The following is a 21465-nucleotide window of genomic DNA, read 5'->3' on the forward strand; positions in this document are numbered from 1 at the left end:
TTTCGCTGTTGGACCGCGCTTAAAAGGAGAGATGCAAGTACGCCGGAGAATTAGAAAAATCAGGCTGAATGTGTACCAATACGTTTAGCATAATTGTACAAAAATTTTTATTGGTGCCAGGCCGCAAAACAAAAGTAGTGCCTTGTCCGCGCTGTTTCCAGCGACCTCCGCATGCCGGGTAGCCGTGTGCTCTATTCCATCACAGTGGGCCGTTTGTTTTCGGTGGTAGTGCCTGAGATGGTTGAGGAGGGCGGCAGGAAATACCGCGAATTTTCCGCACCGCGTCCTTGCGGGCGAAAGCCTTCATTCCCTGGCCGGGGCCGGCGATGAAATCGAGAACGGTTTGGGGTTCGCGGACGGAGAGGGTACGGAGCCACCAGGCGATGGATTTCTGGATAAACCAGTCGGGATCGGGGACGTAGGCCTCGGCCCAGGTGAGGATGCGGGTGCGGATGGCGCGGTCTTCCGGGGCTGGGTGCGTCAGTTTGGCATAAGGCAGGGTGACCACCAGCGCGGCGCGGCGGGTCCATTTGTCGGGCGAGGTTGTCCAGGCCTCGACGGTTTCAATGCGGTGGGGATGCGCGGTGAGGCGGCGGCTGCCGACATTGCAGGCGTGGTCGGCGATGGCCCAGGCGTCGAACGCGGGCACCCAGCGGAGAAATTCCTGCCAGACCTCCTCCTCATGGTCGGGGATGCGGGCCTGGGTCAGAAGCTTGCTGGCCGCGATCATCGCCTCGTGGATGTTGCTGTCCCAGAGACCGGCGGCAAGGGCGATGCGTTCCTCAACGCTTGCCTCCGTCCGCCAGGATTTCACCAGCGGGTCGAGGTCGGGCATGGCGCAGCCGAGATACTCGCGCGGGGCCTTGTGATAGTCGGCCATGCCCGCCGCGTTTTCCGGGGTGGCGGCGGCGCGGAGCCGGGCAATGGCCTCGTCCGGGGTGGTCATTCGACAGTGACGGATTTGGCGAGGTTGCGGGGCTGGTCGACATCGGTGCCTTTTTGCAGGGCGCAGTGGTAGGAGAGCAGCTGCATCGGGATGGCGTAGAGGATGGGGGCCACGATGGGGGCGCAGTCGGGCAGTTCCAGTGCGGCCCAGGGCTCCCCGGTGGCGGCTTTGGCGCCGTCGCTGTCGGTGACCAGCAGAACCTTTCCGTCGCGGGCCATGACCTCTTCCATGTTGGACATTGATTTGTCGTGGAGATTGCCGGAGGGGGCGAGGACGACCACAGGGACGAATTCATCCACAAGTGCGATGGGGCCATGTTTGAGTTCGCCTGATGCGTAACCTTCGGCGTGGATGTAGCTGATTTCCTTTAGTTTCAGTGCACCTTCCAGCGCTATGGGGTACATGGTGCCGCGGCCCAGAAACAGAACGTCGGTGGCTTTGGCGACCTCCCGGCTGAGATCGGCAATGGTTGGTTCCAGGTCGAGGGCGCGGGTGACGAGTTCGGGCAGGGTGCGCAGGGCGCGGACGAGTTCGGCCTCGCGGTCGCCTGTGATGGTGCCGCGACGGGAGGCGGTGGAGATGGCGAAGGCGGCCAGCGTCAAAAGCTGACAGGCGAAGGCTTTGGTGGAGGCCACGCCGATCTCGGGACCGGCCAGAATGGGCAGGGCCAGGTCGCTTTCGCGGGCGATGGTGGAGCTGTCGACATTGACCATGGAGACGATCATGCCGCCCTGGGCGCGCACATAGCGCAGGGCCGCGAGCGTGTCGGCGGTCTCGCCGGACTGGCTGACAAAAATGCCCAGTGTGCGCTCGTTCAGCGGTGGTTCGCGGTAGCGGAATTCGGAGGCGACCTCGATTTCCACCGGCAGGCGCAGCAGGTCCTCGAACCAGTATTTCGCCACATGACAGGCGTAGTGGGCGGTGCCGCAGGCCACAAGGACGACGCGGTCGAAGCGGGAAACGTCGAGGCCCGTTTCCATGTCGATGCGGCCGGTGGAGGGATCGGTGTAGCGGGCCAGCGCGTCTGCGAGGACGGCAGGCTGCTCGTGGATCTCCTTGGCCATGAAGTGTTTGTAGCGGCCCTTGTCGACCAGCAGGTGGTCGAGGTCGGTCGTTTCGATCTTGCGCTCCACCTCTGCATCCGTTTCGTCGTAGACGGTGATGACGTTGCGGGTGACGACGGCGTGGTCGCCTTCCTCGAGATAGGCGATGCGGTTGGTGAGCGGGGCGAGTGCCAGCGCGTCGGAGCCCACGAATGCCTCGCCCTCGCCATAGCCGATGGCCAGCGGTGAGCCGCGGCGGGCGGCGATCAGGAGGTCGTCCTGGCCTGCAAAGAGGAAGACAAGCGCGAAGGCGCCGTGCAGACGCGCGAGCGTCAGGCGGGCGGCCTCCAGCGGGGTTTTGCCCGCGCGCAGGTGGCTGTCGCAGAGGTGGACAACGACTTCGGTGTCGGTTTCGGTCTGGAAGGTTGCGCCCCCGGCCTCAAGCTCCGCGCGCAGGGTGCTGAAATTTTCGATGATGCCGTTATGGACCACGGCGACGCGGCCCGCCTGGTGGGGGTGGGCATTGGCCTGGGTGGGTTTGCCGTGGGTGGCCCAGCGGGTGTGGCCGATGCCGGAGAGGCCCGCGAGCGGTTCGGTGACCAGAAGGTCGGAGAGGTTGATGAGCTTGCCCGTGGCGCGGCGGCGGTCGAGGGTGCCGTCGTCAAGCGTGGCGATGCCCGCGCTGTCATAGCCGCGGTATTCGAGGCGCTTGAGCGCCTCGACCATGAGAGGGGCGACCTGGTGTTTTCCGAGAATTCCTACGATGCCGCACATTAGTGGCGCGTCCCGTGCTTGAGGGATTTCAGGCGGTCCATGAGGCGTTTGCCGATGCCGCCTTTGGTGCTCTGGCGGGAGCGGGCCAGCGCGAGGGCACCGGCGGGGACGTCGTCGGTGATGGTGGAGCCCGCCGCGATCAGGGCCGCGTTGCCAACAGTGACGGGGGCGACGAGGGCGGAGTTGGAGCCCACGAAGACGTTGTCGCCGATGGAGGTGCGGTGTTTGAAAACACCGTCATAGTTGCAGGTAATGGTGCCCGCGCCGATATTGGTGCCGGAGCCGAGCGTGGCATCGCCTATGTAGCTGAGGTGATTGACCTTGGTGTTTTCGGCGATGGTGGCGTTTTTGATTTCCACGAAATTGCCGACGCGGGTGTTTTCCGACAGCTCCGCACCGGGGCGGAGGCGGGCGAAGGGGCCGATGACGGCGCCGCGGCTGACATGGCAGCCTTCGAGGTGGCAGAAGGGGTGGATGTTGACGCCGCTCTCGATTGTCACGTCGGGGCCGAAGACCACGTTGGGGCCGATGGTGACGTCGCGGCCGATGATTGTGTCCTGGGCGAAGAATACCGTGTCGGGGTCGGTGAGAGTGGCGCCGTTTTCCATGGCCTCGATGCGGGCGCGGAACTGGAAGGCGCGCTCGGCGGCGGCGAGGTCGATGCGGGAGTTGACGCCAAGGGTCTCGGCCTCGTCGCATTCTACGGCGGTGGCGGAATGGCCATCGGCGCGGGCGAGGCCCACGATGTCGGTGAGGTAGTACTCGCCCTTGGCGTTGTCGTTGGAGATGCGCGGCAGGAGGGTGCGCAGAAGGTTTGCGTCCGCGGCGATCACGCCGGAGTTGCAGAAGGTCTCGGCTTTCTGGAGGTCGCTGGCCTCTTTTTCCTCGACGATCTCCAGCAGCGCGCCATTCGGGTCGCGAATGAGGCGGCCGTAGCCGGTGGGGTTGGCGGCGTGGAAGCCGAGGACGATGACGCCGGTGCCTGTGGCGCGGGCCTCCAGCATGGCCTCAAGGGTTTCCTGGCGGATAAGGGGCGTGTCGCCGTAGAGGACGAGCACGTCGCCGTCGAAACCGTCGAGCGCGTCGAGGCATTGCAGGAGGGCATGGCCGGTGCCGAGTTGCTCCTCCTGGGTGACGGTTTGGGCGTCGGGGTCGATCTCGTGGACTGCGGCGGTGACGGCCTCGCCGCCATGGCCGGTGACGACGATGGTGCGTTCGGCGTCGAGGGTTCGGGCGGAGGCCATCGCGTGGGCGACGAGGGGGGCGCCCGCGAGGGTGTGGAGGACTTTGGGGGTGTCCGACTGCATGCGCGTGCCCTGGCCCGCGGCCAGAATTACTACGGCTGTTGGCATGTGTCGTGTACTCCGTTTAATGGTTAACGCGTCAAATCAGTGTCACGACAGTTAACAGCGCCCCGCGGCAATCAAAAGAGCGCATGGATCAGTTTCTGTTTCAAAACGTGTCCGTATGTGGTTAAGCGGTAACGCGGATTTTGAGAGGGTTTTCATGCGAACGGCCGTTTTCGATCTGGACGGGACACTGGCGGATACCTCCGCCGACCTGATTGCGGCGGCGAATGCGGCGCTGGCCCATGGGGGGCACGGGGTTGAGCTGGATCCTCTGAGTGATGCGAAGATCGCTTTTGCCGGGGGGCGGGCGATGCTGACGGCGGGTCTGACGCGGCTGGAACATCCGGAAATGGCGGGGCAGGTTGAGACGCTCTACCCGGTTCTGCTTGATGCGTATCGCGACAAAATCAGTGTGCATACCAGGCTTTATGACGGGGTTGAGGGGACGCTCGACGCGCTGGAGGCGCGGGGCTGGATTTTGGCGGTCTGTACGAACAAGCCCGAGGCGCTGGCGCTCGATCTGCTGGAGCGGCTGGGACTGGGGCAGCGGTTCAGGGCGATGCTGGGGGCCGATACGCTGCCGGTGCGCAAGCCCGATCCCACGCATCTGCTTGAAACCGTGGCGCGGGCCGGGGGGCGGCGTGAGGCGAGTGTTCTGATTGGCGATACGGTGACGGACCGGGAAACAGCGCGGCGGGCGGAGGTGCCCTGTGTGCTGGTTGGGTTTGGGCCGGAGGGACGGGCGGTTGCGGATCTTAACCCGGAGGCCATAGTTGACAGTTATTCCGAGCTTCCGGATGTGCTGGAGGGCCTGGTGCCTGCGGCACGCCGGAGCGCATAAGTGCTTTTTGACGAACCTGGATTGCCGTGATGCCTAAATTTATTGTCGTGTCCGACCTTCATCTTGTGCCGGACCCGGAGGAATTGAGCTGTACTCTGAACCCGGCCAAGAGATTGCATCAGGCGGTGGACCATATCAACGAAACCCATCCCGATGCCGCGTTCTGCGTCTTTGCCGGGGACCTGGCTGATGATGCGGCGCGGGGGGCGTATGACGTTCTGAAGGGCGGGACGGACCGGCTGGCGATGCCGTCATATCCGACCATGGGCAATCACGATGACCGGGCGCTGTTTGCGGAGGTGTATCCGCAGCATGTGAACGAAGAGACGGGGCGGATCGATCATGTGCTGGACCTGGACGGGTGCCGGGTGATTGTGCTCGACACGCTCAAGGTCGGTGACGATGCGGGCGAGATGTCGGACGTGCAGTTCGAGTGGCTCGATGCGCGGCTTGCGGAGGTGAGGGAGACGCCGGTTGTGGTGGTGTCCCATCACGGGATTGCCAATGTGGGCACGCCGCTTGATTTCATCAGCTTCACGCAGAAGGAGCGGCTGGCGGAGATTCTGACGCGCTATGGCAATGTTCGCCAGATCATCAGCGGGCATGTGCACCTGTCGACGGCCGGAGTGTGGCTGGGCATTCCATTCACGACGATTGCGGGCAGTCACTATACGATCCACCCGAGCCTGAAGGGGCCGATCCCCGACATTCCCCGCAGGGCCGGTCCCGCGCAGATGGCGGTGGTTTTGACCAGCCCGGAGGGGATTGTGGTGCATCACGAGAATTTCGTGGATGGCAATGACCTGCTCCCGGCGGAGTTTTTCCGGTGGGATCCGGATAACTGAACTGTCGCGCGGCGCGGTGTGCGACGGGTCAGTTTGAGGCGGACCCGCCACGGGCCTGTGCGGCTTTCAGACGTTTGCCGAGGGTTCTGGCGAGAAACGGCCGGAAGGGCAGGAATGCGCGGTAGGCCAACTCCAGCACCGGCGTGACGCCCGGGATTTTGGCGAGGCGCGCGGCCCATTTCCAGCCGGGGAGCGTGTCCCAGACCGCGACAAAGGCGCGTGCGCCGGAGAGAAGTTTGCCGTCGGGCTGGCGCACGTGGAAGCGGGCCATCGCGTCGGTGCGGTTCAGGCCCGCGCCCGGATCGGCATCGCTGTGCGAGACGTCTACAAACCGGAGCTTCTCGGCACCGTCGCGTGAGGCGTAGTGGTCAATCTCGACCGAGCAAAGCGGGCAGGAGCCATCGTAGTAGACCGTTGGTCCGTCGGGCGGCTCCGCGCCGGGCTGTTCTAGCGATTGCGCGCGGGGATGTTCGGTTGGATTGACCATTCAGGCTGCTGTCCGGTTCAGGCGTTGTCAGTGGTGCGGTTGCGTTCGGCTTCGCGGAACACCGCGAGGGTCGCGAAGATGCCGCTGAGGATCAGGGCGTGGCCTACCACGGAAACACCGAAAACAAAATAACTGCTGAATGCGAGCGCGAAGATGATGCTCCACATCCAGGCGAGGACCTGCATCATCATGTGCGCGGTCATCAGCGGAAGGTTTTGCAGGGGGTTTTTCTTCTCGTTCATGACCCCGTCCCAGGCGGTCTTGATCACGTTCTGTGCAGACATGGTTACCTCCATTGTTGATGGGAAGAATACGGGGGTATGGGTGTCCTGGATCACGGGGCTCAAGGAAACGTGTACTGAACTCAACTGCACGTTATGCGGAGTTGGGGCAGGTATTGGTCTTAATGCGACAGATGAGGTTGTCGTAAAAAATGTATTAAAAATTTGTCTTTATTGTGCAATACTAAGAATTGGGTGGAACATTTTCAGCGGTTGAGTGATGAGTCTCAGAGGGGTGTTTCATGCGGACCGGGTGTCCGGCATGAGGGTTTCCCATAGTTGGAAAGATTTTTCTATTGGTGACGACGCGGGGTCCGGACGCAGGTTGGCGGGCTTTGCAGGCATGGTCGATCGCGGGCTTGCCCGTATGCTCCAGGCCGGAATTTTTTATTATTCGAAGGTGTTTAACCCGAAAACCTGCCCTGAATTTTCAACAGTGGTGAGGCGTGGAACCGGTGGTGTCCGCGGGGTGTGGGGTGCCCTGTCGGTCGGTGTCGGCTTTGCCCGTATTGACGTGAAAGTGGATTAATCATGGAAAACGAGGACGCTCCGTGGAGTTTTATCAGCGTTCCTGACCTTTTTAACGCGGATTATGCGGATCTGTCGGGTGGTCAGGATGCGTCGATTGCGGCGGTGTTTGGTGGAAATTCGGTAGACTATGCCGATGGCCTGGTCGCTGCGCCCAACTGGACGCCGGGTGGGCCGAACGCGATGAACGCGGCGCTGGCGCAGGTGTGGAAGACCAATACCGAACTGATGGTCAATGCGGCGGGGGGGAACCCGGACCTGGTGGCCATTGCGGGGGATCTCGCGTTTTCGCGCTGGTCCTGGGAGCAGCACGACCAGAATGTCGAGGCCCTGTTCGGTGGGGCGACGCTGAACGAGACGCTGCACCGTGCGTCGGCATCGTTTACCTCGTGGCAGCTCAAGCTTTGGGAGGAGGCGGGCGTCAACACCATTGTGGCGGCCATTGGGGACCATGAGATCGGCGACAACAACTGGCCGGCCGGGCAGCGGACCAATGCCGTGCCCGCGATGAAGGAGGCGTTTGGCGAGCACATGGTCGATCCGCTCGGCCTTGCGGCGACCTGGAACGGGGTATCGACCTTCGCGCCGCAGGGCAGCGGTCAGTATGATGAGGGCTCCTACGTCTATCAGAACAAAAACGTTCTGTTCCTGACGGTGGATGTTTTCAAATACTCGGCCGGTGGCGGTCTGGCGAATGGCGGGGTGGAGGCGTCGGTTGACGGGACGCATCTGCAGTGGATCCGCAATGTTCTCAATGCCGCGGATGCCGATGCGTCGGTGGATCATGTTGTGGTTCAGGGGCATGTGCCGGTTCTGACGCCGGTGAATGCGGTGCGGTCGAGCCGGATGACGTTTGAGGACGGGGAGAACTCCGCGTTTTGGCAGGCTTTGCAGTCCCATGGCTCGAATAATGGCGGGAAGGTCAGGGCGTATCTGAACGGGGAGGTGCACGCGACCACCACTGTCGTGGATGACGACAGCGGCATTGTTCAGATCAGCCATGGCGCCAACAACATGGCCGAGCTGGGGAACCAGACCAACCCGTATTTCATGACGTTTGAGGTCACGCCCGACCGGATTGTGGGGCGGGAGTTTACGATCCGGAACGACAATAACAACACCTCCGACCGGGTCTGGCAGGGGCATCTGCCATCGAGCCAGGCGGTGGATACGGTTGTGGGCGGCGCGGTTGAGATCGGGACGATTGAGATCAACGTCTCGTCGGGCTCGGCCGTGACGACGGTCACGGGCAATCTGGAAGCGCCGCTGAGCACTTCGGGGCATCAGACCTATGTGGGCGGTCCGGGCGATGACCTGCATGCCGCGGGGCTGGCCGGGGCGGGCTCGGCGTTTTTCCAGAATAACCGCATGTTCGGCAATGGCGGCGATGACACCCTGCTGGGCCGTGCAGGCGATGACACGATTTTCGGCGGGGCGGACGACGACACAATCGACGGTGGCACGGGCAGTGATGATCTGACCGGCGGGCCGGGGAATGACGTGTTCCGCTTTGCGACCGGTGACGGCAGTGACGTGATCCGGGATTTTGTCAAAGGTCAGGACACGATTGAGGTAGGCGTGGGGTCTTTTGCGGCCCTGACCATCACGCCGAGCGGTGGTGACGCGCTGGTGAGCTATCAGGGCGGGCAGATCCGCGTGGCTGGTGTGGCGGCCGGGTCGCTGGATGCGGCGGATTTCGGCTTTGACGTGCCGGATGATCCGGACGATCCCCCCGTCGATCCGCCGACGAATTTTCCAGGGCTGCTGACCATTGACCGGAACGGAAACCAGGTGACGGTGACCGCGACGAGCCGGTTGAATACGGCGATCTTTGATGGCCGGATCGAGGCGGACGGGTTTGGGTTCTCGAACCTGCAGACGCAGAGTTTTGAGAATAATGACAGCGTCGCGATTGTCGGAGGCGATATTGTCTTTGACATGCGGGTGTATAACTCGCCGAACAACCGGGATGTGTTTTCGTTCAACGTCGAAGCGAATGCCACGCTGGATGTGACGGGGGCGTTCGACGTGGTGATCGACAGCGTTCCGGTCGATCCGGGTGATCCGCCCGATGATCCGGATGACCCGCCGGTGGACCCGCCGGACGATCCGGATGATCCGCCCGTCGATCCGCCGACGAACTTCCCGGGCCTGCTGACGATTGACCGGAACGGCAATCAGGTGACGGTGACGGCGACGAGCCGGCTGAATACGGCGATATTTGATGGCCGGATTGAGACGGATGGATTTGGGTTCTCGAACCTGCAGACGCAGAGTTTTGAGAACAATGACAGCGTGGCCATCGTCGGGGGCGATATTGTCTTTGATATGCGGGTCTATAATTCGCCGAACAACCGGGATGTGTTTTCATTTAACGTCGACGCGAATGCCACGCTGGACGTGACCGGGGCGTTTGATGTTGTGATCGACAGCGTGCCGGTGGATCCGGGTGATCCGCCCGATGATCCGGACGACCCGCCAGTGGACCCGCCTGATGATCCCGCTGATCCCCCCGTTGATCCGCCGGACGATCCGGATGATCCGCCCGTTGATCCACCGACGAACTTCCCGGGCCTGCTGACGATTGACCGCGATGGCAATGAGGTGACGGTGACGGCGACCAGCCGGCTGAATACGGCGATATTTCAGGGTCGGATTGAGGCGGACGGGTTTGGGTTCTCGAATCTTCAGACGCAGAGTTTTGAGAATAATGACAGCGTCTCGATCTCCGGCGGTGACATTGTTTTCAACATGCGGGTCTATAACTCGCCGGGCAACCGGGATGTCTTCAGCTTCAACGTCGATGCCAATGCCACGCTCGATGTGACTGGGGCGTTTGATGTGGTGATCGACAGCGTGCCGGTTGATCCGGGTGATCCGCCCGATGATCCCGACGACCCGCCGGTGGACCCGCCGGACGATCCCGACGATCCGCCCGTAGACCCGCCGACGAATTTTCCGGGGCTGCTCACGATCGACCGGAATGGCGACGAGGTCACGGTGACGGCGACAAGCCGGTTGAACACGGCAATATTCGACGGCCGGATCGAGGCGGACGGGTTCATCTTCTCGGACCTGCAGACGCAGAGTTTTGAGAACAATGACAGCGTCTCGATCTCCGGTGGCGATATTGTCTTTGACATGCGGGTCTACAACTCGCCGGGCAACCGGGATGTGTTTACGTTCAACGTGGACGAAAGCGCCGACCTGGACGTGACCGGGGCGTTTGATGTGCTGCTGGTTTAGGTGTGGCCCGGTCATGGGGCGGTGTTTGCGCACCGCGCCGCAGTGTCATCCGTTGTAGTCGGCGTCGGAGACTTTCTCGAGCCAGGTGACGGGGGTGCCATCGATGGCTTCCTGGATGGCGTAGTGGCACATGGCGGTGTCAGGCGAGGCGCCGTGCCAGTGTTTTTCGCCGGCGGGGAAGAAAACGACGTCGCCCGCTGTGACCTCCTCCACCGGGCCGCACTCGCGCTGGACGCGGCCGCGGCCAAACGTGATGATGAGGGCCTGCCCGGCCGGGTGGGTGTGCCACGCCGTGCGGGCGCCGGGCTCAAAGGTGACATGCGCGCCGCTGGTGCGGCCGGGGTCCTCGGCCTGGAACATTGGGTCGATGCGCACGGTTCCGGTGAACCAGTCCGCGGGGCCGGGGTTTGACGGCGTGCTGCCGGCTCGGGTGATTTTCATGGGCGGTTTCCTCTTATGGTGTGGCGGGGGACAGACCCCGCCGCAAATTTTCAGTCGGCGCGGTTCTCAAGGACGTCGCGCGCTACGGGCATGGCTGAGAACACACTGGGCCATCCGGCGTAAAAGGCAAGATGCACCCGGCACTGCGGCTTTTGATCGACCGTTTGCGGACGTGGTGGTCATGACCTGTGATCAGGAATGGGATTGGCGGCGGCGCTGTGCCATTCGGAGATGAAGCGTACGAAGAGCAGGGTGAGGCTCTCGCGGCGGGAGGTGTCCGGCCAGACGGCGAAGTAGCCTAACGGGAGCAGACGCCAGCCGGGCAGGAGGCGGGTGAGTTTGCCCTCGGCCTCGCCGCGTGCCGCGAGATGCTCGGGCAGGACGGTGGCGCCGAGGTTTTGCAGTGTGAAGTGATAGAGCGCGTCGACGCTGTCGACCTCCAGCCGCGCCTGGCCCAGGACTTTTTCCGAACCGCCATCGGGGCCGTAGAGCGTGGTGTATTCGGAGCGGTGTCTGTAGCGCAGCCAGTCCCAGTCCTCCATATCGGAGGGGTGCGTGGGGCGCGGGCGTGTGGCGGCGTATCCGGTTCCCGCAACAAGCGCCCGGTCGCTCTCGCCCAGTTTGCGGGACATCATTGAGCTGTCATCGAGCCACCCGACGCGGATGTTCACGTCGAACCCGTCCTCCAGCAGATCGGTGCGGGCGTCGGTGAAGGTGAGGGAGAGCGCGACCTGGGGGTGGCGGCGGGTGAATTCGGCCATGGCCGTGGCGAGCGCCGATGAGGACATGAAGGCGGGCATGGAGACGCGCAGGGCGCCGACGGGTTCGAGCGACAGGGCATTCAACTCGTTGAGGCCGGTTTCGGCGCTGCGCAGCATTTCGGTAACGCGAACGTAGAACATGCGCCCCTCGTTGGTCAGGGCGATGCGGCGCGTGGTGCGGTAGAGGAGCGTGACGCCGAGATACGTCTCAAGCTCCGACACGGTTTCGCTCACCCGCGACGGGGCGAGGCCGATGGCCTTCGCGGCGGCCCGAAAGGAGCCCTCGTCGACGACGCGCGAAGATCGCCATGTGGCGCAGATGCTCGATCATTGTTCCGCCTACCCGAATTATGACTTCTGAAATCAGGGAATACCCCGATCAATGCAGCGGGGATAGATGTTCGGTGCAACACGAAGGAACGAATTAATGCAGGCGACAACGTTTTTCACAACCGAACACGCCCAACGCTATCTGGGCACACTCTGCAAGCATTTCGGTCACAAGGTGCCGACCAGCCATGAGGCCGGGTCCGGGCGGATCGAACTGCCCTTTGGGCTGTGCCTGCTGAGCGCCGATGCCACGGGGCTGGGCCTGAGCGTTTCGGCGGAGGACCGGCCGGGGCTCGACAGGGCTGTTGAGGTCATTTCGAGTCATCTGGACCGGTTTGCCTTCCGCGAGAACCCGGAGCTGAGCTGGGAGATCACTGAAGGCACCGGCGCCTGACAGCCCGCCGTCGGCGGCACTTCACCACCTGATCGACATGCCGGAACGCGCTCCGGGGCAGGGGCGCGGCAGGAGAGGGCATGTGCGATGCCGCGCGGACAAGGCCGGCAAATTCTGACCATCCGCGCCTAAACGGGCGCACCAACACGGGAGCATGAGACATGAACCGCAGAACCCTTTTGAGAACTTCGCTGGGCGCATCGCTCGCAATCATTTTGGCACAACACGCAGGAGCACGGACAATGGACGAACAAACCCAGGCGAGCTTTGACACGGTCATGGCGTTTATGGGCGCGATGGGATCGGGCGACATGGAGACCGTGGACCGGCTGATGGCCGATGACATGGTCTGGCACAATGAGGGTGATGAAAGCCTGCCCTGGATTGGCGGCGCGGAAGGCAAGGCGAATATTTTTGAGTTCCTCGGCGTGTTTTCGGAGAACCTGCAGACAACGATGTGGGAAAACACCGATGCCTTTGCCTCGGGCGACACGGTGGCGGTGTTTGGCAAAATGAACGCGGTTACGCCCCATTCGGGGCAGGAAACCGGGGAGTTCACCTTTGCCCTGCGCGCGAAGGTCCGCGATGGCCAGGTCGTCCTGTGGCACTGGTTTGAGGACAGTTTTGCCGTCAGTCAGGCCTATCACGGCCGGTAGGGAATGAATGGGCGGCGGGTGTTTGTTCCCGCCGCCTCCCTGTTGCTGAAAGGAGTTTCGACCATGACCTATGCCGTAACCGCCGTCTCGGGCCAGTTGGGCCGTGAGATCGCCCGCAAGCTTGTTGAGCTGCCCGGGGATACCCCCGTGATCGGGCTGGCCCGGACGCCCTCCAAAGTTGTTGACCTCGGGATCGAGGTGCGGCCCGGGGATTATGATGAGCCGGAGCAGCTGAAAGCCTCTCTGGCCGGGGTGGATGCGCTGGTGATCGTGTCGGGCATGGCCGCGCCGGAGGATCGTATTCAGCAGCATCGCAACGTGATTGATGCGGCCCGTGCGGCCGGTGTGAAAAAGCTTGTCTATACCAGCATTATCGGGCCGGAGGAGGGCACGCGCTTTTCGCCGGTGGTGCAGAGCAACCGACAGACCGAGGCGGATATTCGCGCGAGCGGGCTTGACTGGGCCATTGGGCGGAACGGCATCTATATTGAGCCGGATATCGAGTATCTCGACGGCTACCGGTCACGCGGGGAGATTGCCAACAGCGCGGGAGAGGGCCGCTGTGGCTATACCACGCGTTCGGAACTTGCCCATGCCTATGCGGCGCTGCTGACCCGCGATGATTTGAATGGCGGCACGTTTGATCTGAACGGTGCGCCGATCACCCAGGCCGAACTGGCGGGATATATCAACCGGACCTTTGGCACGGATCTGGGGTATCGCGAGATGACGTCAGAGGACTTCGTGGCTGACCGCAGTGCGGAACTGGGAGATTTTCTGGGGCCGATTATTGGCGGGATTTACGAGGGCATCCGGCAGGGCGCGTATGACCGGCCTGGCCAGTACGCGGAGGTGACCGGCCGTCCGCATCAGTCCTGGGACGATTATTTCTCGACACTTCGCGCCTGATGGCGACGGAAATGACGCGCTGCGGCGTGAGATTGAACACCCATCCTTCCGGCCCAACGGGACCGGTTCCCACAGGAAAGGCAACAGACATGCTGTCACGACTCTCTCCATACTGGCTTTGGGCGCTGCTGGCGCTGCCGGGGCTTGGCGTTTTGGCCGGGATTTTGTCCGCGGAGGGGGCGGAGGCCACCGGTACCGCGATCCACGGCGCGCTGCACCCCACCGGTGAATTTGCCGCGCGTTTCATGATTATAGCGATGCTGGCCTCGCCGCTGGCGCTGGTCTTCCGGGGCTGGCGCGGTCCGCGCTGGCTGAAGAGAAACCGGCGCTATTTTGGCGTTGCGGCCTTTTTCTACGCGCTGGCGCATACGGTGCTGTACCTGATTGATCTGAGCACGGTGCAGAAGATTGTGGTGGATATTCCAAAGTTCTACATCTGGACGGGCTGGATTGCGTTCGTGATTCTCGTGCCGCTGGGCGTGACCTCTTCTGATTATTTTGTGCGCAGGATGGGGCGCAGCTGGAAGACGTTGCAGCGCGCGACCTATGCCGCTGCGGTTCTGACGCTGCTGCACTGGGCGGCTTTGCATGACTGGGGCGGGATTGGCACGGCGCTGGTGCATTTCGGTCCGCTGGCTGTGCTTGAGGGGTACCGCGTCTGGTACTGGTATCTGCGGCCCCGTCCGGAAGCCGCTTAATCGGCTTCCGGCCGTTCTACCGGTTAATGATAAAAACCGATGTCGGACACCGAGACATCGGCATGAAACTCGCGACCGATTGCCAGCACGCCGATGCGGCGGAGTTGGGTCGGGTCGAAGGTGTGGTCATGCCGGTGAGCCTCAAAAGCGGCGAACGGCAGGTGTATGGTGGTCCAGTTATTGTCGGCCACGAATTCAGCCCTGAAGGACTGCCATGGCTTGGTGAGCTGGCTGGTCCGGAGGCGGACCTCGTAGGTCTCTCCGTTGCCGGAGACGTCCATCACCAAACCTGTCCAGTTGCCTGGATCGGTTTCGCCTTCGCTGGCGTCGTCCAAATCGAAGGCCATTTGGACAAAGCCGCCATCGTTTTCGAGCGATACGTTCCCGATGAGGCGATGGGCGGGGCGGCCCCGGATGGTTGTGGCGACCACGGAGCCCGTGGACACACCGTCCATCACCGTGTCGGCGACGAATTGCCATTGGGGAGACAGTTGCCTGGTTGTGTTCATGTGAGGTGTTCCTTCGGTGGTTTCCCCGGTTTGTGTCACGAGGGAACCAGACGTGCGGTCTTTGTTATTGCCGGGTGGTCGGTCTTCAGAAGTCCGACGGATTGCACCGTCACCAGCGACCCGGCGGCGCTAAACAGATTGGCGACTATGGCGGCGAAGAGAATGCCGGGATAGCCGAAGAGCCAGACGCCCGCCCAGGCAAGTGGCAGGTATACGAGGAGAATGCGGCTGAGGCTGAGCGACATGGAGTGAACCGCTTTTGAGCGCGCGTTCATTGCCGCATTGGCGGTGACGAGGATGCCGTAGCCAAACAGGCTCCAGCCGACGAAGGTCAGATAGTCGCGCGTGAACTGTGCGGCCTCAGCGTCAGATGCGATGGCCGACGCGATGGGCTCCGCAAGCAGGAAAAGCGATGCGCCGAGCAGGGCTCCATACCCCAGACACATCAGCCAGGACTGTCGCACGGCGGCGCGCGCGCGGTCTTCGGACCCGGCGCCCCAGTTTTGGCCGACGACCGGTCCGATGCCCGCCGAGAGGGCGAGAAGCGGTACGAGTGCTACGGATTGCACCCGTGTTGCGGCACCAAAACCGGCGACCGCCGCGTCACCGAGGGTTGCGACGGCTGCCGTCACAAAGGCCATTCCGGCCGGGTTGATCGCGTTCGACAGGGCCGCCGGAACGCTGACGCGCAGGAGCTGGCCCAGCGAGTCGCGAATGCCGGTGAAAATACTGACGGTGAAGTCGAGATATCCGCAGCGCAGTGCGTAAGTGATCCCGATGATCGCCGCGGTGCCCCGACCAATTGCCGAAGCGATGGCTGCGCCCTCGGTTCCAAGGCCGGGCACCGGGCCCCAGCCGAATATGAGAACGGGGTTCAGGGCGATGTTGATGACGGCGGCCAGGACCATGAGCAGTGCAGAGACAGTTCCGCTGCCATAGGCGCGAAAGATGGCGTTGACGATCATCATTGTGACAAGCAGCGGGAATGACAGCGCCCAGAACGGCATGTAGAGCGCTATTTCGTCGAGCACGCCGGATTTCGCGCCCATCAGACCGAAGAGCATCGGGAAGGTGAGCCATACCACCAGTGCCGTTACCGTCGCCATGATGACGCCGAGGCCAAAAGCGTGAAGCCCGTAGCGCGCCGTCGTTTCCCTGGAATCGCTGCCGCCAATGCTTTGTGAGACGGTCGCGTTCGCTCCGGCCGAAAGGCCGATGGCCAGAGAGGTGAAGGCCGCGGTTACCGGGAAGATGAACCCGATCGCCGCCAGGGGTGTGGCGCCGAGCTGCCCCAGGAACCAGGCATCGGCCACGCCCACGCTGAGAACGGAGAAGATCCCGAACGACACGGGCGCGGAGATGCGTGCGAGGGCCTTCCAGATCGGGCCCTGTGTGAGGTCCTGATCTGCCATCAGGCGGGACCTGCGGGTGTGGCTTTAGCGATGTGGAATGCAGCCGTCATGTCTGTTGGCTTCCGTCCGTGTTGGTCGACGTTTGTGCATCATCCTCGGATCCCGCGTCACGCTGAACTTCCGACAGGCGCGAGGCCGCTACGATGGCGGCCAGGCTCAGGGCGGCCAGAACGGCGAGGACGGTTTCGGGGCCCGCGAGGTCGGCAAGGGCGCCGAAGAGACCGCCGAGCACCAGTAGAACGCCGATAAGGGTATTCGACAGCGCGGTGTAGATCGATTTTTGACCGTGACTGTCCATGTCGGTCAGATGCGTCTTCCGAGCCGCGCGCACACCCTGGTAGGCGATTTGTGAGACGAAGACGTAAACCGCGATCAGCAGACCGGCCTCATCGATCAGATCGAGGAACCCGGTTGCGGACGCGATGGCCAAGACAACGCCCGAGATGGCGCCGGCCAGCATCAGGGACTGCCGGCTGGACCAGTCCGACAACGCGCCCCACAGATACGAGGAGACGATGGATGCGATGGAGGATGCTAGAACAAGAAGACCGAGATTTCCAAACCCGGTATCCGTGCTGCCGAGCATGACCAGGAAGGGCGGGGCCAGTGCGGTCGAGATCAGCAGGGCGCGGGTGGCGATGTAATTGCGAAACTCACTGTCTTCCTGCAACGGATTGAGCAGGCCCGATAGCGAAACATCGGCGTCCGAGGCGCTGTTGTCCTCAGGTTCCTCCAGGCGGGAAAAGACGCCTGCGGCGAGCAGCCACAGACCGCCCGCAACTGCGATGGCTGCGGACACAAAGAGGGGTTCGCGGGGCAGTATTCCGGTGCTGAGAAGAAGCGCGAAGACCAGAACCGCGACGGCCGCCACGGTGCCTGCCGTTCCCGATACCTTGCCGCGATTACCTTTTTCCACGGTGCGTGAGAGCACGTCCTTGTAACTGGCTGAACATGCCGAGCGGGCGATGGCCAGCACCGCGAGCAGCAGGAGAATGACCCATCCCGCGACGGCACCGGGCAATGTCAGGGCGGCCACCGCCATGCCGAGGGCCGCCAGACCCTGAAGGGCGGCGCCACCGGCCCAGAAGTACTTTCTGATTTCGCGTCTTTGAATGACGCGGGCCAGCAGGAGTTGCGGAAGCAGTGCGCCCGACTCCCTTACAGGGACAAGCATGCCAACCAGATATCCCGGCGATCCGATGGCATTCAGCAGCCACGCCAACACAAGTTTGGGGTCGATCAGGCCATCCGCGGTCTTGGTGAGCGCAAGGGACGTCAGGTGTATGCGATAGGATTTGTTCATTTTCCCGCTCAGTTCGCCAGGACAACATCCGACTTAACGTCGCTGTCCGCCTCGATGGCGTCAATCAGGTAGGACGCGACATCGTTGCGTGAAATCAGACCCATCCTCCACTCCTCGGGCTTACGCAGGACACGGTATTTTCCGCTTTTGGCTCCGTTCGTCAGGATGACCGGGCGCACGATGGTCCAGTCCGTGTCGCTTTGGATGATCATTTCCTCCTGACGGTCCTTGTCCTCATAGGGCTTGCGGAAGACCGCCTTGTGGGCCGCGCGTTCGATGAAACTCAGCGCGCTTTTGCTGCGGCCCGCGCCGATCCCGGTGACCGCCAACAGGCGGCTGACACCGGCGGTATTCATTTCCTGAAGCAGAATGCCGGTGGATTTGGAGAACAGGGTTTCCTCCTGCCAGAGCATGGCCGGACGCTCGCGGATCCCCAGCGCATGGATCACGGCCCGTGCGCCTTTGAGGGCGCCCGCGACGTCTTGATGGTCAAGTGCGTCGCCCGGGTAAGGCTCCAGTCCCGTGGCGGGCTCCATGTCAGCCGCGCTGCGCGCAAACGCCCGCACGGGCAGGTTCCGCGACAGGGCCTCGTTGACGGCGCACTGTCCGATGCCGGAGGTGGCGCCCATGATGAGAATTGGTTTGCTCATGCCGGTTCCGCCTCAAACCGTGTTCAGGACGAGGAACGCCAGCAGGGCGGAAAGGCCAATGCCGGTGGAGAGAAGCAGGTACTGGACGTTTTGCGCCGCGGTAGTCGTCGCGACTGCTTTGGCCTGTGCAACGCGCTCCGGGCGCGTGGGCGTTACGGGGCCGTTTTCGTCCCTCGTGGTCATCTTAACTTCTCCGCTGTCCGTTTTGTTTGTTATCCGGATTACGCCCGGCGGAGATGACTGGATCAATATCGGCGCGTTTTGCCCTGCGCTGGAGGTGCCGGAATTGGAGGACGCTCCTGGTGTGATCATACGGGTTTTGGCAGTGAGTGGGACTGTTGTCATTCAAGCAAGTCGTTGAAGCGCTGCGCAATATCGCCAATAGTAGCGTCGGATTATCGGGGGGTGTCGGATGGCAAAACAGGGCAGCGGGCAAATAGACGGTGCGGACATGGTGTTCGGCCATGGTGCCGGCCTGGCCTGCACTGGAGGCTAGATGGCGCATGCAATCCCATTGGTGCGGGCGATTTCGCTCCTTCCCGCTCTTCGGTGGCTGGAACGGCAGGGCCTGCAGTCGAAAGAGATACTCGGGAACAACGGGATGGCGGGCGCGCCATATTTTGATCCGATGCGTCCCATCCCGTTGCTGAAGGCCGGTGCGCTGCTGCGGGATATTTCCGCAAGGGTCGGGCCGGATGCGCCCTGTCGGATCGTGTCGGACACCGGAGACCTTGAACTCGTTCAGGTTGGCCGGGTCGCGCTGGGCACGACGACGCCCGCCGAGGCGCTGGGCCGAATATCCGCTGCACTGCCCTTTTTCTGCTCGCACGAACTGCTGAACATTGAGGCCGGTGAGACTGGGTGCGTGGTGCGTCATGCCTATGGCGCGAGGTTTGACGCTGAGACTCTGCATTTGATGTCCCAGTACGCGCTGGCCGTGCTTGACCGGATCTGTGCGATGAGCGGGGCCGCGGCGCCGCGGATCACGCGGGCGGCCCTGCCGCCCCATCCGGAATTTGGGGTCTCCCATCTTGAGCCGTGGTTTAGCGAAGGGCGGGTTGCCGCATCAACCTCGGGTGCGCTTATGGCGACCATTCCGAACACCGTTGCTCTGAGGCACTTCCCGAAATTTTCGCGGGACCGAAGTGCCGAGCTTGCGCGTTTTGGCCTGAAACCGCTGCGGACTGGCGGAGGGTTTGCGGATTCGGTTCGAACCCTGGTTGGGGCGATGCTTGATGATGGCGATGGCGTGCCGGAAATTGGGCAACTGGCGGACTCGGCCGGTATCAGCGCACGGACGGCGCAGCGCTGGCTGAAGGACGAGGGGACCAGCTTCAAGGCCATTCTCGACGACGCGCGACGCGAGCAGGCGACGCGGTTGGTTTCCCATGGGGACGAACCGATTTCAGCCGTCGCGGGGCGTCTTGGTTATTCGAAGCAGTCGTCGCTGCATCGCTCCATGCTGCGGTGGACGGGGCAAAGTCCGACGGCCTATCGCAAAAGCGGGTAGCGACCGGTCTGTCATCTGATCCTGACCGCAACCCAGCGGCACGCCAGTAGCATAGAAACTTATATCGGCAGGGCGAAAATTCGTGGCGCGTAAAGCGAAGTGCTGGGATTTGCGGGAGATATACTGCTGTCATTGGAAAACCAACCGGTCGTCAGGACAGCCAATGGCATTGAAGAAGTTGCGAAAGGGTCGGCCTCACCCCAACGGAGGGCGCAAACGTATTTCCGCCTTGTTGGCCGGCCCAGGTACGGCGCTGCTGATGTCGGTAATCCTGCTGGGAACGCCCGCGATCGGTGTTGCTCAATCAGGCATTGGCGCCGTTGGGGTCACCGGTCAGGGCGGGACGAAATCAGGATATTCCCGGACGCCGTCACTGGAAGGGCCGAGCGGTGTAACGACCCAGCTCTCGGAGGATGACGCCATTCAGGGCGGGCTGCTGTCGCCGGACGGAACACTTGCGGCATTCGATCCGTGGTACGCTTTTAAACGCCGATTGAATGAGGATTACGGGCTGCAGTTCAGTATCAGCCTCCAGAGCCTCTATCAGTCCGCTGATGAGACCCTGACAGGCATATCGGATGCTGCGGCCACCCGCAGCCAGATACAGGGGGCGTGGACGCTGTTTGACCGGGGCGGTAGCAATCCCGGCAAGCTGACGTTCCGGATCCGTAACCGGGAGAGCTGGAACGGGGAGCTGGCGCCGTCGAGACTGGCCTATCAGTTCGGAAGTGTTGTGAATTCGGGAACCGGCTTCAGCGATGCGGGCTGGGACCTGACGGAACTTGCCTGGCGTCAGTCGTTCCAGGGGGGCCGGTTGCGCGCCATAGGCGGGGTCATCAGCGCGATCTCGTGGTACAATACGACGGCCATGTCCTCCTCGCTGATGGGGTTCCAGAACACCGGAATGCAATCGAGCCTGTCGAAGGCGTCTCCGGGACGCGGGCTTGGCTTTGGTTTTGGGTATGAGTTTACGCCGAACACCGTGATGGTCGCGGGCGTGCATGACGCGAACGGTACGGCGACCAGGAGCCCGTTTGATACGATCGAACACGGGGAACACTTCTATTCCGCTGAGTTCCGCTACCTGCCGAATGGTCTCAGAAAACAGATGTGGGACGCGGTCAAGCTTCAGGTCTGGTACCAGGACGCCCTCGATGAGAAGGGCCTGGATGCGGCAAATGGTGTGGCCCTGCAGGCGGGGTATCTTTTCGACGACCGCTGGTATCCGTTTGCCTTTGGCGGGTGGTCGGATGGCGATGCTTCGATATTCGAGCATGATCTTGTGGCCGGTCTCGGCGTCAAGCTCGATACGCGCCGCCGCGCCTCAAACGACATGTTCGGAATTGCGGCGGGCTGGGGCAGCCCGGCCAGCGACGCGCTGCAGGACCAGTACACCGCCGAGATGTTCTACCGGCTGCAGCTGCTGTCTTCCTTCGCAATCACGCCATCGGTGCAGGTTGTACGCAATCCCGCCGCCAATCCAGGAACCGATCAGGTCGTTCTCTCGGGGCTGAGAACCCGGATCCAGTTCTGAATTCCGCTTTGGACAAAA

Annotated in this window: 22 protein-coding genes; 10 read left to right on the top strand and 12 right to left on the bottom strand. The window is 62.6% G+C overall.

Annotated features, from left to right (window positions below; genetic code table 11):
* Nucleotides 1-199: 199 nt before the first annotated feature.
* The 3 genes from ACP15P_RS06620 to glmU are packed head-to-tail and all read right to left on the bottom strand — an operon-like array spanning nt 200 to nt 4115.
* Nucleotides 200-946, bottom strand: a complete 747-nt coding sequence (locus ACP15P_RS06620) for a DNA alkylation repair protein (RefSeq protein ID WP_424927718.1) — start codon at nt 944-946, stop codon at nt 200-202.
* Nucleotides 943-2763, bottom strand: a complete 1821-nt coding sequence (gene glmS, locus ACP15P_RS06625; protein ID WP_424927719.1) for a glutamine--fructose-6-phosphate transaminase (isomerizing) — start codon at nt 2761-2763, stop codon at nt 943-945. The genes ACP15P_RS06620 and glmS overlap by 4 nt, the downstream gene beginning before the upstream one ends.
* On the bottom strand, nt 2763-4115 hold the full coding sequence (gene glmU, locus ACP15P_RS06630; RefSeq protein WP_424927720.1) for a bifunctional UDP-N-acetylglucosamine diphosphorylase/glucosamine-1-phosphate N-acetyltransferase GlmU: 1353 nt from the start codon (nt 4113-4115) through the stop codon (nt 2763-2765). Before glmU ends, glmS begins: the two co-directional genes overlap by 1 nt.
* Nucleotides 4116-4269: 154 nt before the next feature.
* Here glmU and ACP15P_RS06635 point away from each other — a divergent pair, with 154 nt between their 5' ends.
* Nucleotides 4270-4953: an HAD hydrolase-like protein gene (locus ACP15P_RS06635; RefSeq protein ID WP_424927721.1), complete on the top strand. Its 684-nt coding sequence runs from the start codon at nt 4270-4272 to the stop codon at nt 4951-4953.
* A gap of 29 nt (nt 4954-4982) precedes the next feature.
* Nucleotides 4983-5798, top strand: a complete 816-nt coding sequence (locus tag ACP15P_RS06640) for a metallophosphoesterase (protein ID WP_424927722.1) — start codon at nt 4983-4985, stop codon at nt 5796-5798.
* Between the two features lie 28 nt (nt 5799-5826).
* Here the strand turns inward: ACP15P_RS06640 and ACP15P_RS06645 are convergent, their stop codons facing one another.
* The gene (locus ACP15P_RS06645; RefSeq protein ID WP_424927723.1) at nt 5827-6285 is read right to left on the bottom strand and encodes a thiol-disulfide oxidoreductase DCC family protein; all 459 of its coding nucleotides are present in this window, start codon (nt 6283-6285) and stop codon (nt 5827-5829) included.
* 17 nt (nt 6286-6302) lie between these two features.
* Entirely contained in the window at nt 6303-6569 is a 267-nt protein-coding gene (locus tag ACP15P_RS06650; RefSeq protein WP_424927724.1) for a hypothetical protein, read from the bottom strand.
* Between the two features lie 259 nt (nt 6570-6828).
* Between ACP15P_RS06650 and ACP15P_RS06655 the strand changes: the two genes are divergently transcribed.
* Both ACP15P_RS06655 and ACP15P_RS06660 read left to right on the top strand, forming a co-directional pair.
* Nucleotides 6829-7095, top strand: a complete 267-nt coding sequence (locus ACP15P_RS06655) for a hypothetical protein (protein WP_424927725.1) — start codon at nt 6829-6831, stop codon at nt 7093-7095.
* A 2-nt stretch (nt 7096-7097) separates the two neighbouring features.
* The gene (locus ACP15P_RS06660; protein ID WP_424927726.1) at nt 7098-10340 is read left to right on the top strand and encodes a hypothetical protein; all 3243 of its coding nucleotides are present in this window, start codon (nt 7098-7100) and stop codon (nt 10338-10340) included.
* A 45-nt stretch (nt 10341-10385) separates the two neighbouring features.
* On the opposite strand, the gene ACP15P_RS06665 is transcribed toward ACP15P_RS06660, so the two are convergent.
* Together ACP15P_RS06665 and ACP15P_RS06670 are read right to left on the bottom strand one after the other, a co-directional pair.
* The gene (locus ACP15P_RS06665) at nt 10386-10781 is read right to left on the bottom strand and encodes a (R)-mandelonitrile lyase (protein ID WP_424927727.1); all 396 of its coding nucleotides are present in this window, start codon (nt 10779-10781) and stop codon (nt 10386-10388) included.
* A 179-nt stretch (nt 10782-10960) separates the two neighbouring features.
* Complete coding sequence (locus ACP15P_RS06670) at nt 10961-11863, bottom strand: LysR family transcriptional regulator (protein ID WP_424927838.1); 903 nt, start codon at nt 11861-11863, stop codon at nt 10961-10963.
* Between the two features lie 106 nt (nt 11864-11969).
* Between ACP15P_RS06670 and ACP15P_RS06675 the strand changes: the two genes are divergently transcribed.
* From ACP15P_RS06675 to ACP15P_RS06690, 4 genes are all read left to right on the top strand, one after another.
* Nucleotides 11970-12266 (top strand): DUF2218 domain-containing protein, encoded by a 297-nt coding sequence (locus ACP15P_RS06675; RefSeq protein WP_424927728.1) that lies wholly within the window; start codon nt 11970-11972, stop codon nt 12264-12266.
* 242 nt (nt 12267-12508) lie between these two features.
* Nucleotides 12509-12922, top strand: a complete 414-nt coding sequence (locus tag ACP15P_RS06680; RefSeq protein WP_424927729.1) for a nuclear transport factor 2 family protein — start codon at nt 12509-12511, stop codon at nt 12920-12922.
* A 63-nt stretch (nt 12923-12985) separates the two neighbouring features.
* Nucleotides 12986-13831 (top strand): NAD(P)H-binding protein, encoded by an 846-nt coding sequence (locus ACP15P_RS06685; protein ID WP_424927730.1) that lies wholly within the window; start codon nt 12986-12988, stop codon nt 13829-13831.
* An 89-nt stretch (nt 13832-13920) separates the two neighbouring features.
* Nucleotides 13921-14529 carry a protein-methionine-sulfoxide reductase heme-binding subunit MsrQ gene (locus ACP15P_RS06690; RefSeq protein WP_424927731.1) on the top strand — a complete coding sequence of 203 codons (609 nt, stop codon included), beginning with the start codon at nt 13921-13923 and terminating at the stop codon, nt 14527-14529.
* A 23-nt stretch (nt 14530-14552) separates the two neighbouring features.
* Here the strand turns inward: ACP15P_RS06690 and ACP15P_RS06695 are convergent, their stop codons facing one another.
* Genes ACP15P_RS06695 through ACP15P_RS06715 form a run of 5 tightly spaced genes read right to left on the bottom strand, consistent with a single transcriptional unit; the run spans nt 14553 to nt 18586 of the window.
* Entirely contained in the window at nt 14553-15038 is a 486-nt protein-coding gene (locus tag ACP15P_RS06695) for a CIA30 family protein (RefSeq protein ID WP_424927732.1), read from the bottom strand.
* Nucleotides 15039-15073: 35 nt separating this feature from the next.
* The gene (locus ACP15P_RS06700; protein WP_424927733.1) at nt 15074-16450 is read right to left on the bottom strand and encodes an MATE family efflux transporter; all 1377 of its coding nucleotides are present in this window, start codon (nt 16448-16450) and stop codon (nt 15074-15076) included.
* A gap of 46 nt (nt 16451-16496) precedes the next feature.
* The gene (locus ACP15P_RS06705; RefSeq protein WP_424927734.1) at nt 16497-17753 is read right to left on the bottom strand and encodes an MFS transporter; all 1257 of its coding nucleotides are present in this window, start codon (nt 17751-17753) and stop codon (nt 16497-16499) included.
* 8 nt (nt 17754-17761) lie between these two features.
* Nucleotides 17762-18403: an NAD(P)-dependent oxidoreductase gene (locus tag ACP15P_RS06710; protein ID WP_424927735.1), complete on the bottom strand. Its 642-nt coding sequence runs from the start codon at nt 18401-18403 to the stop codon at nt 17762-17764.
* A gap of 12 nt (nt 18404-18415) precedes the next feature.
* Entirely contained in the window at nt 18416-18586 is a 171-nt protein-coding gene (locus ACP15P_RS06715) for a hypothetical protein (protein ID WP_424927736.1), read from the bottom strand.
* Nucleotides 18587-18899: 313 nt separating this feature from the next.
* Here ACP15P_RS06715 and ACP15P_RS06720 point away from each other — a divergent pair, with 313 nt between their 5' ends.
* Nucleotides 18900-19913 (top strand): helix-turn-helix transcriptional regulator, encoded by a 1014-nt coding sequence (locus ACP15P_RS06720; protein ID WP_424927737.1) that lies wholly within the window; start codon nt 18900-18902, stop codon nt 19911-19913.
* A gap of 259 nt (nt 19914-20172) precedes the next feature.
* Nucleotides 20173-21447, top strand: coding sequence for a carbohydrate porin (locus ACP15P_RS06725; RefSeq protein WP_424927738.1), 1275 nt, complete (start codon nt 20173-20175; stop codon nt 21445-21447).
* Nucleotides 21448-21465 lie beyond the last annotated feature (18 nt).

Source organism: Amaricoccus tamworthensis (genome assembly GCF_049800875.1).
GTDB lineage: Bacteria > Pseudomonadota > Alphaproteobacteria > Rhodobacterales > Rhodobacteraceae > Amaricoccus > Amaricoccus tamworthensis.

Excerpts from the sequence above, each read along its gene's own strand:
- ACP15P_RS06695 (WP_424927732.1), bottom strand. The coding sequence starts at position 15,038 with ATGAACACAACCAGGCAACTGTCTCCCCAATGGCAATTCGTCGCCGAC.
- ACP15P_RS06705 (WP_424927734.1), bottom strand. The coding sequence starts at position 17,753 with ATGAACAAATCCTATCGCATACACCTGACGTCCCTTGCGCTCACCAAG.
- ACP15P_RS06675 (WP_424927728.1), top strand. The coding sequence starts at position 11,970 with ATGCAGGCGACAACGTTTTTCACAACCGAACACGCCCAACGCTATCTG.
- glmS (WP_424927719.1), bottom strand. The coding sequence starts at position 2,763 with ATGTGCGGCATCGTAGGAATTCTCGGAAAACACCAGGTCGCCCCTCTC.
- ACP15P_RS06720 (WP_424927737.1), top strand. The coding sequence starts at position 18,900 with ATGGCGCATGCAATCCCATTGGTGCGGGCGATTTCGCTCCTTCCCGCT.
- ACP15P_RS06620 (WP_424927718.1), bottom strand. The coding sequence starts at position 946 with ATGACCACCCCGGACGAGGCCATTGCCCGGCTCCGCGCCGCCGCCACC.
- ACP15P_RS06640 (WP_424927722.1), top strand. The coding sequence starts at position 4,983 with ATGCCTAAATTTATTGTCGTGTCCGACCTTCATCTTGTGCCGGACCCG.
- ACP15P_RS06650 (WP_424927724.1), bottom strand. The coding sequence starts at position 6,569 with ATGTCTGCACAGAACGTGATCAAGACCGCCTGGGACGGGGTCATGAAC.
- ACP15P_RS06690 (WP_424927731.1), top strand. The coding sequence starts at position 13,921 with ATGCTGTCACGACTCTCTCCATACTGGCTTTGGGCGCTGCTGGCGCTG.
- ACP15P_RS06685 (WP_424927730.1), top strand. The coding sequence starts at position 12,986 with ATGACCTATGCCGTAACCGCCGTCTCGGGCCAGTTGGGCCGTGAGATC.
- ACP15P_RS06710 (WP_424927735.1), bottom strand. The coding sequence starts at position 18,403 with ATGAGCAAACCAATTCTCATCATGGGCGCCACCTCCGGCATCGGACAG.
- glmU (WP_424927720.1), bottom strand. The coding sequence starts at position 4,115 with ATGCCAACAGCCGTAGTAATTCTGGCCGCGGGCCAGGGCACGCGCATG.
- ACP15P_RS06725 (WP_424927738.1), top strand. The coding sequence starts at position 20,173 with ATGTCGGTAATCCTGCTGGGAACGCCCGCGATCGGTGTTGCTCAATCA.
- ACP15P_RS06665 (WP_424927727.1), bottom strand. The coding sequence starts at position 10,781 with ATGAAAATCACCCGAGCCGGCAGCACGCCGTCAAACCCCGGCCCCGCG.
- ACP15P_RS06715 (WP_424927736.1), bottom strand. The coding sequence starts at position 18,586 with ATGACCACGAGGGACGAAAACGGCCCCGTAACGCCCACGCGCCCGGAG.
- ACP15P_RS06655 (WP_424927725.1), top strand. The coding sequence starts at position 6,829 with ATGAGGGTTTCCCATAGTTGGAAAGATTTTTCTATTGGTGACGACGCG.
- ACP15P_RS06700 (WP_424927733.1), bottom strand. The coding sequence starts at position 16,450 with ATGGCAGATCAGGACCTCACACAGGGCCCGATCTGGAAGGCCCTCGCA.
- ACP15P_RS06645 (WP_424927723.1), bottom strand. The coding sequence starts at position 6,285 with ATGGTCAATCCAACCGAACATCCCCGCGCGCAATCGCTAGAACAGCCC.
- ACP15P_RS06635 (WP_424927721.1), top strand. The coding sequence starts at position 4,270 with ATGCGAACGGCCGTTTTCGATCTGGACGGGACACTGGCGGATACCTCC.
- ACP15P_RS06680 (WP_424927729.1), top strand. The coding sequence starts at position 12,509 with ATGGACGAACAAACCCAGGCGAGCTTTGACACGGTCATGGCGTTTATG.
- ACP15P_RS06660 (WP_424927726.1), top strand. The coding sequence starts at position 7,098 with ATGGAAAACGAGGACGCTCCGTGGAGTTTTATCAGCGTTCCTGACCTT.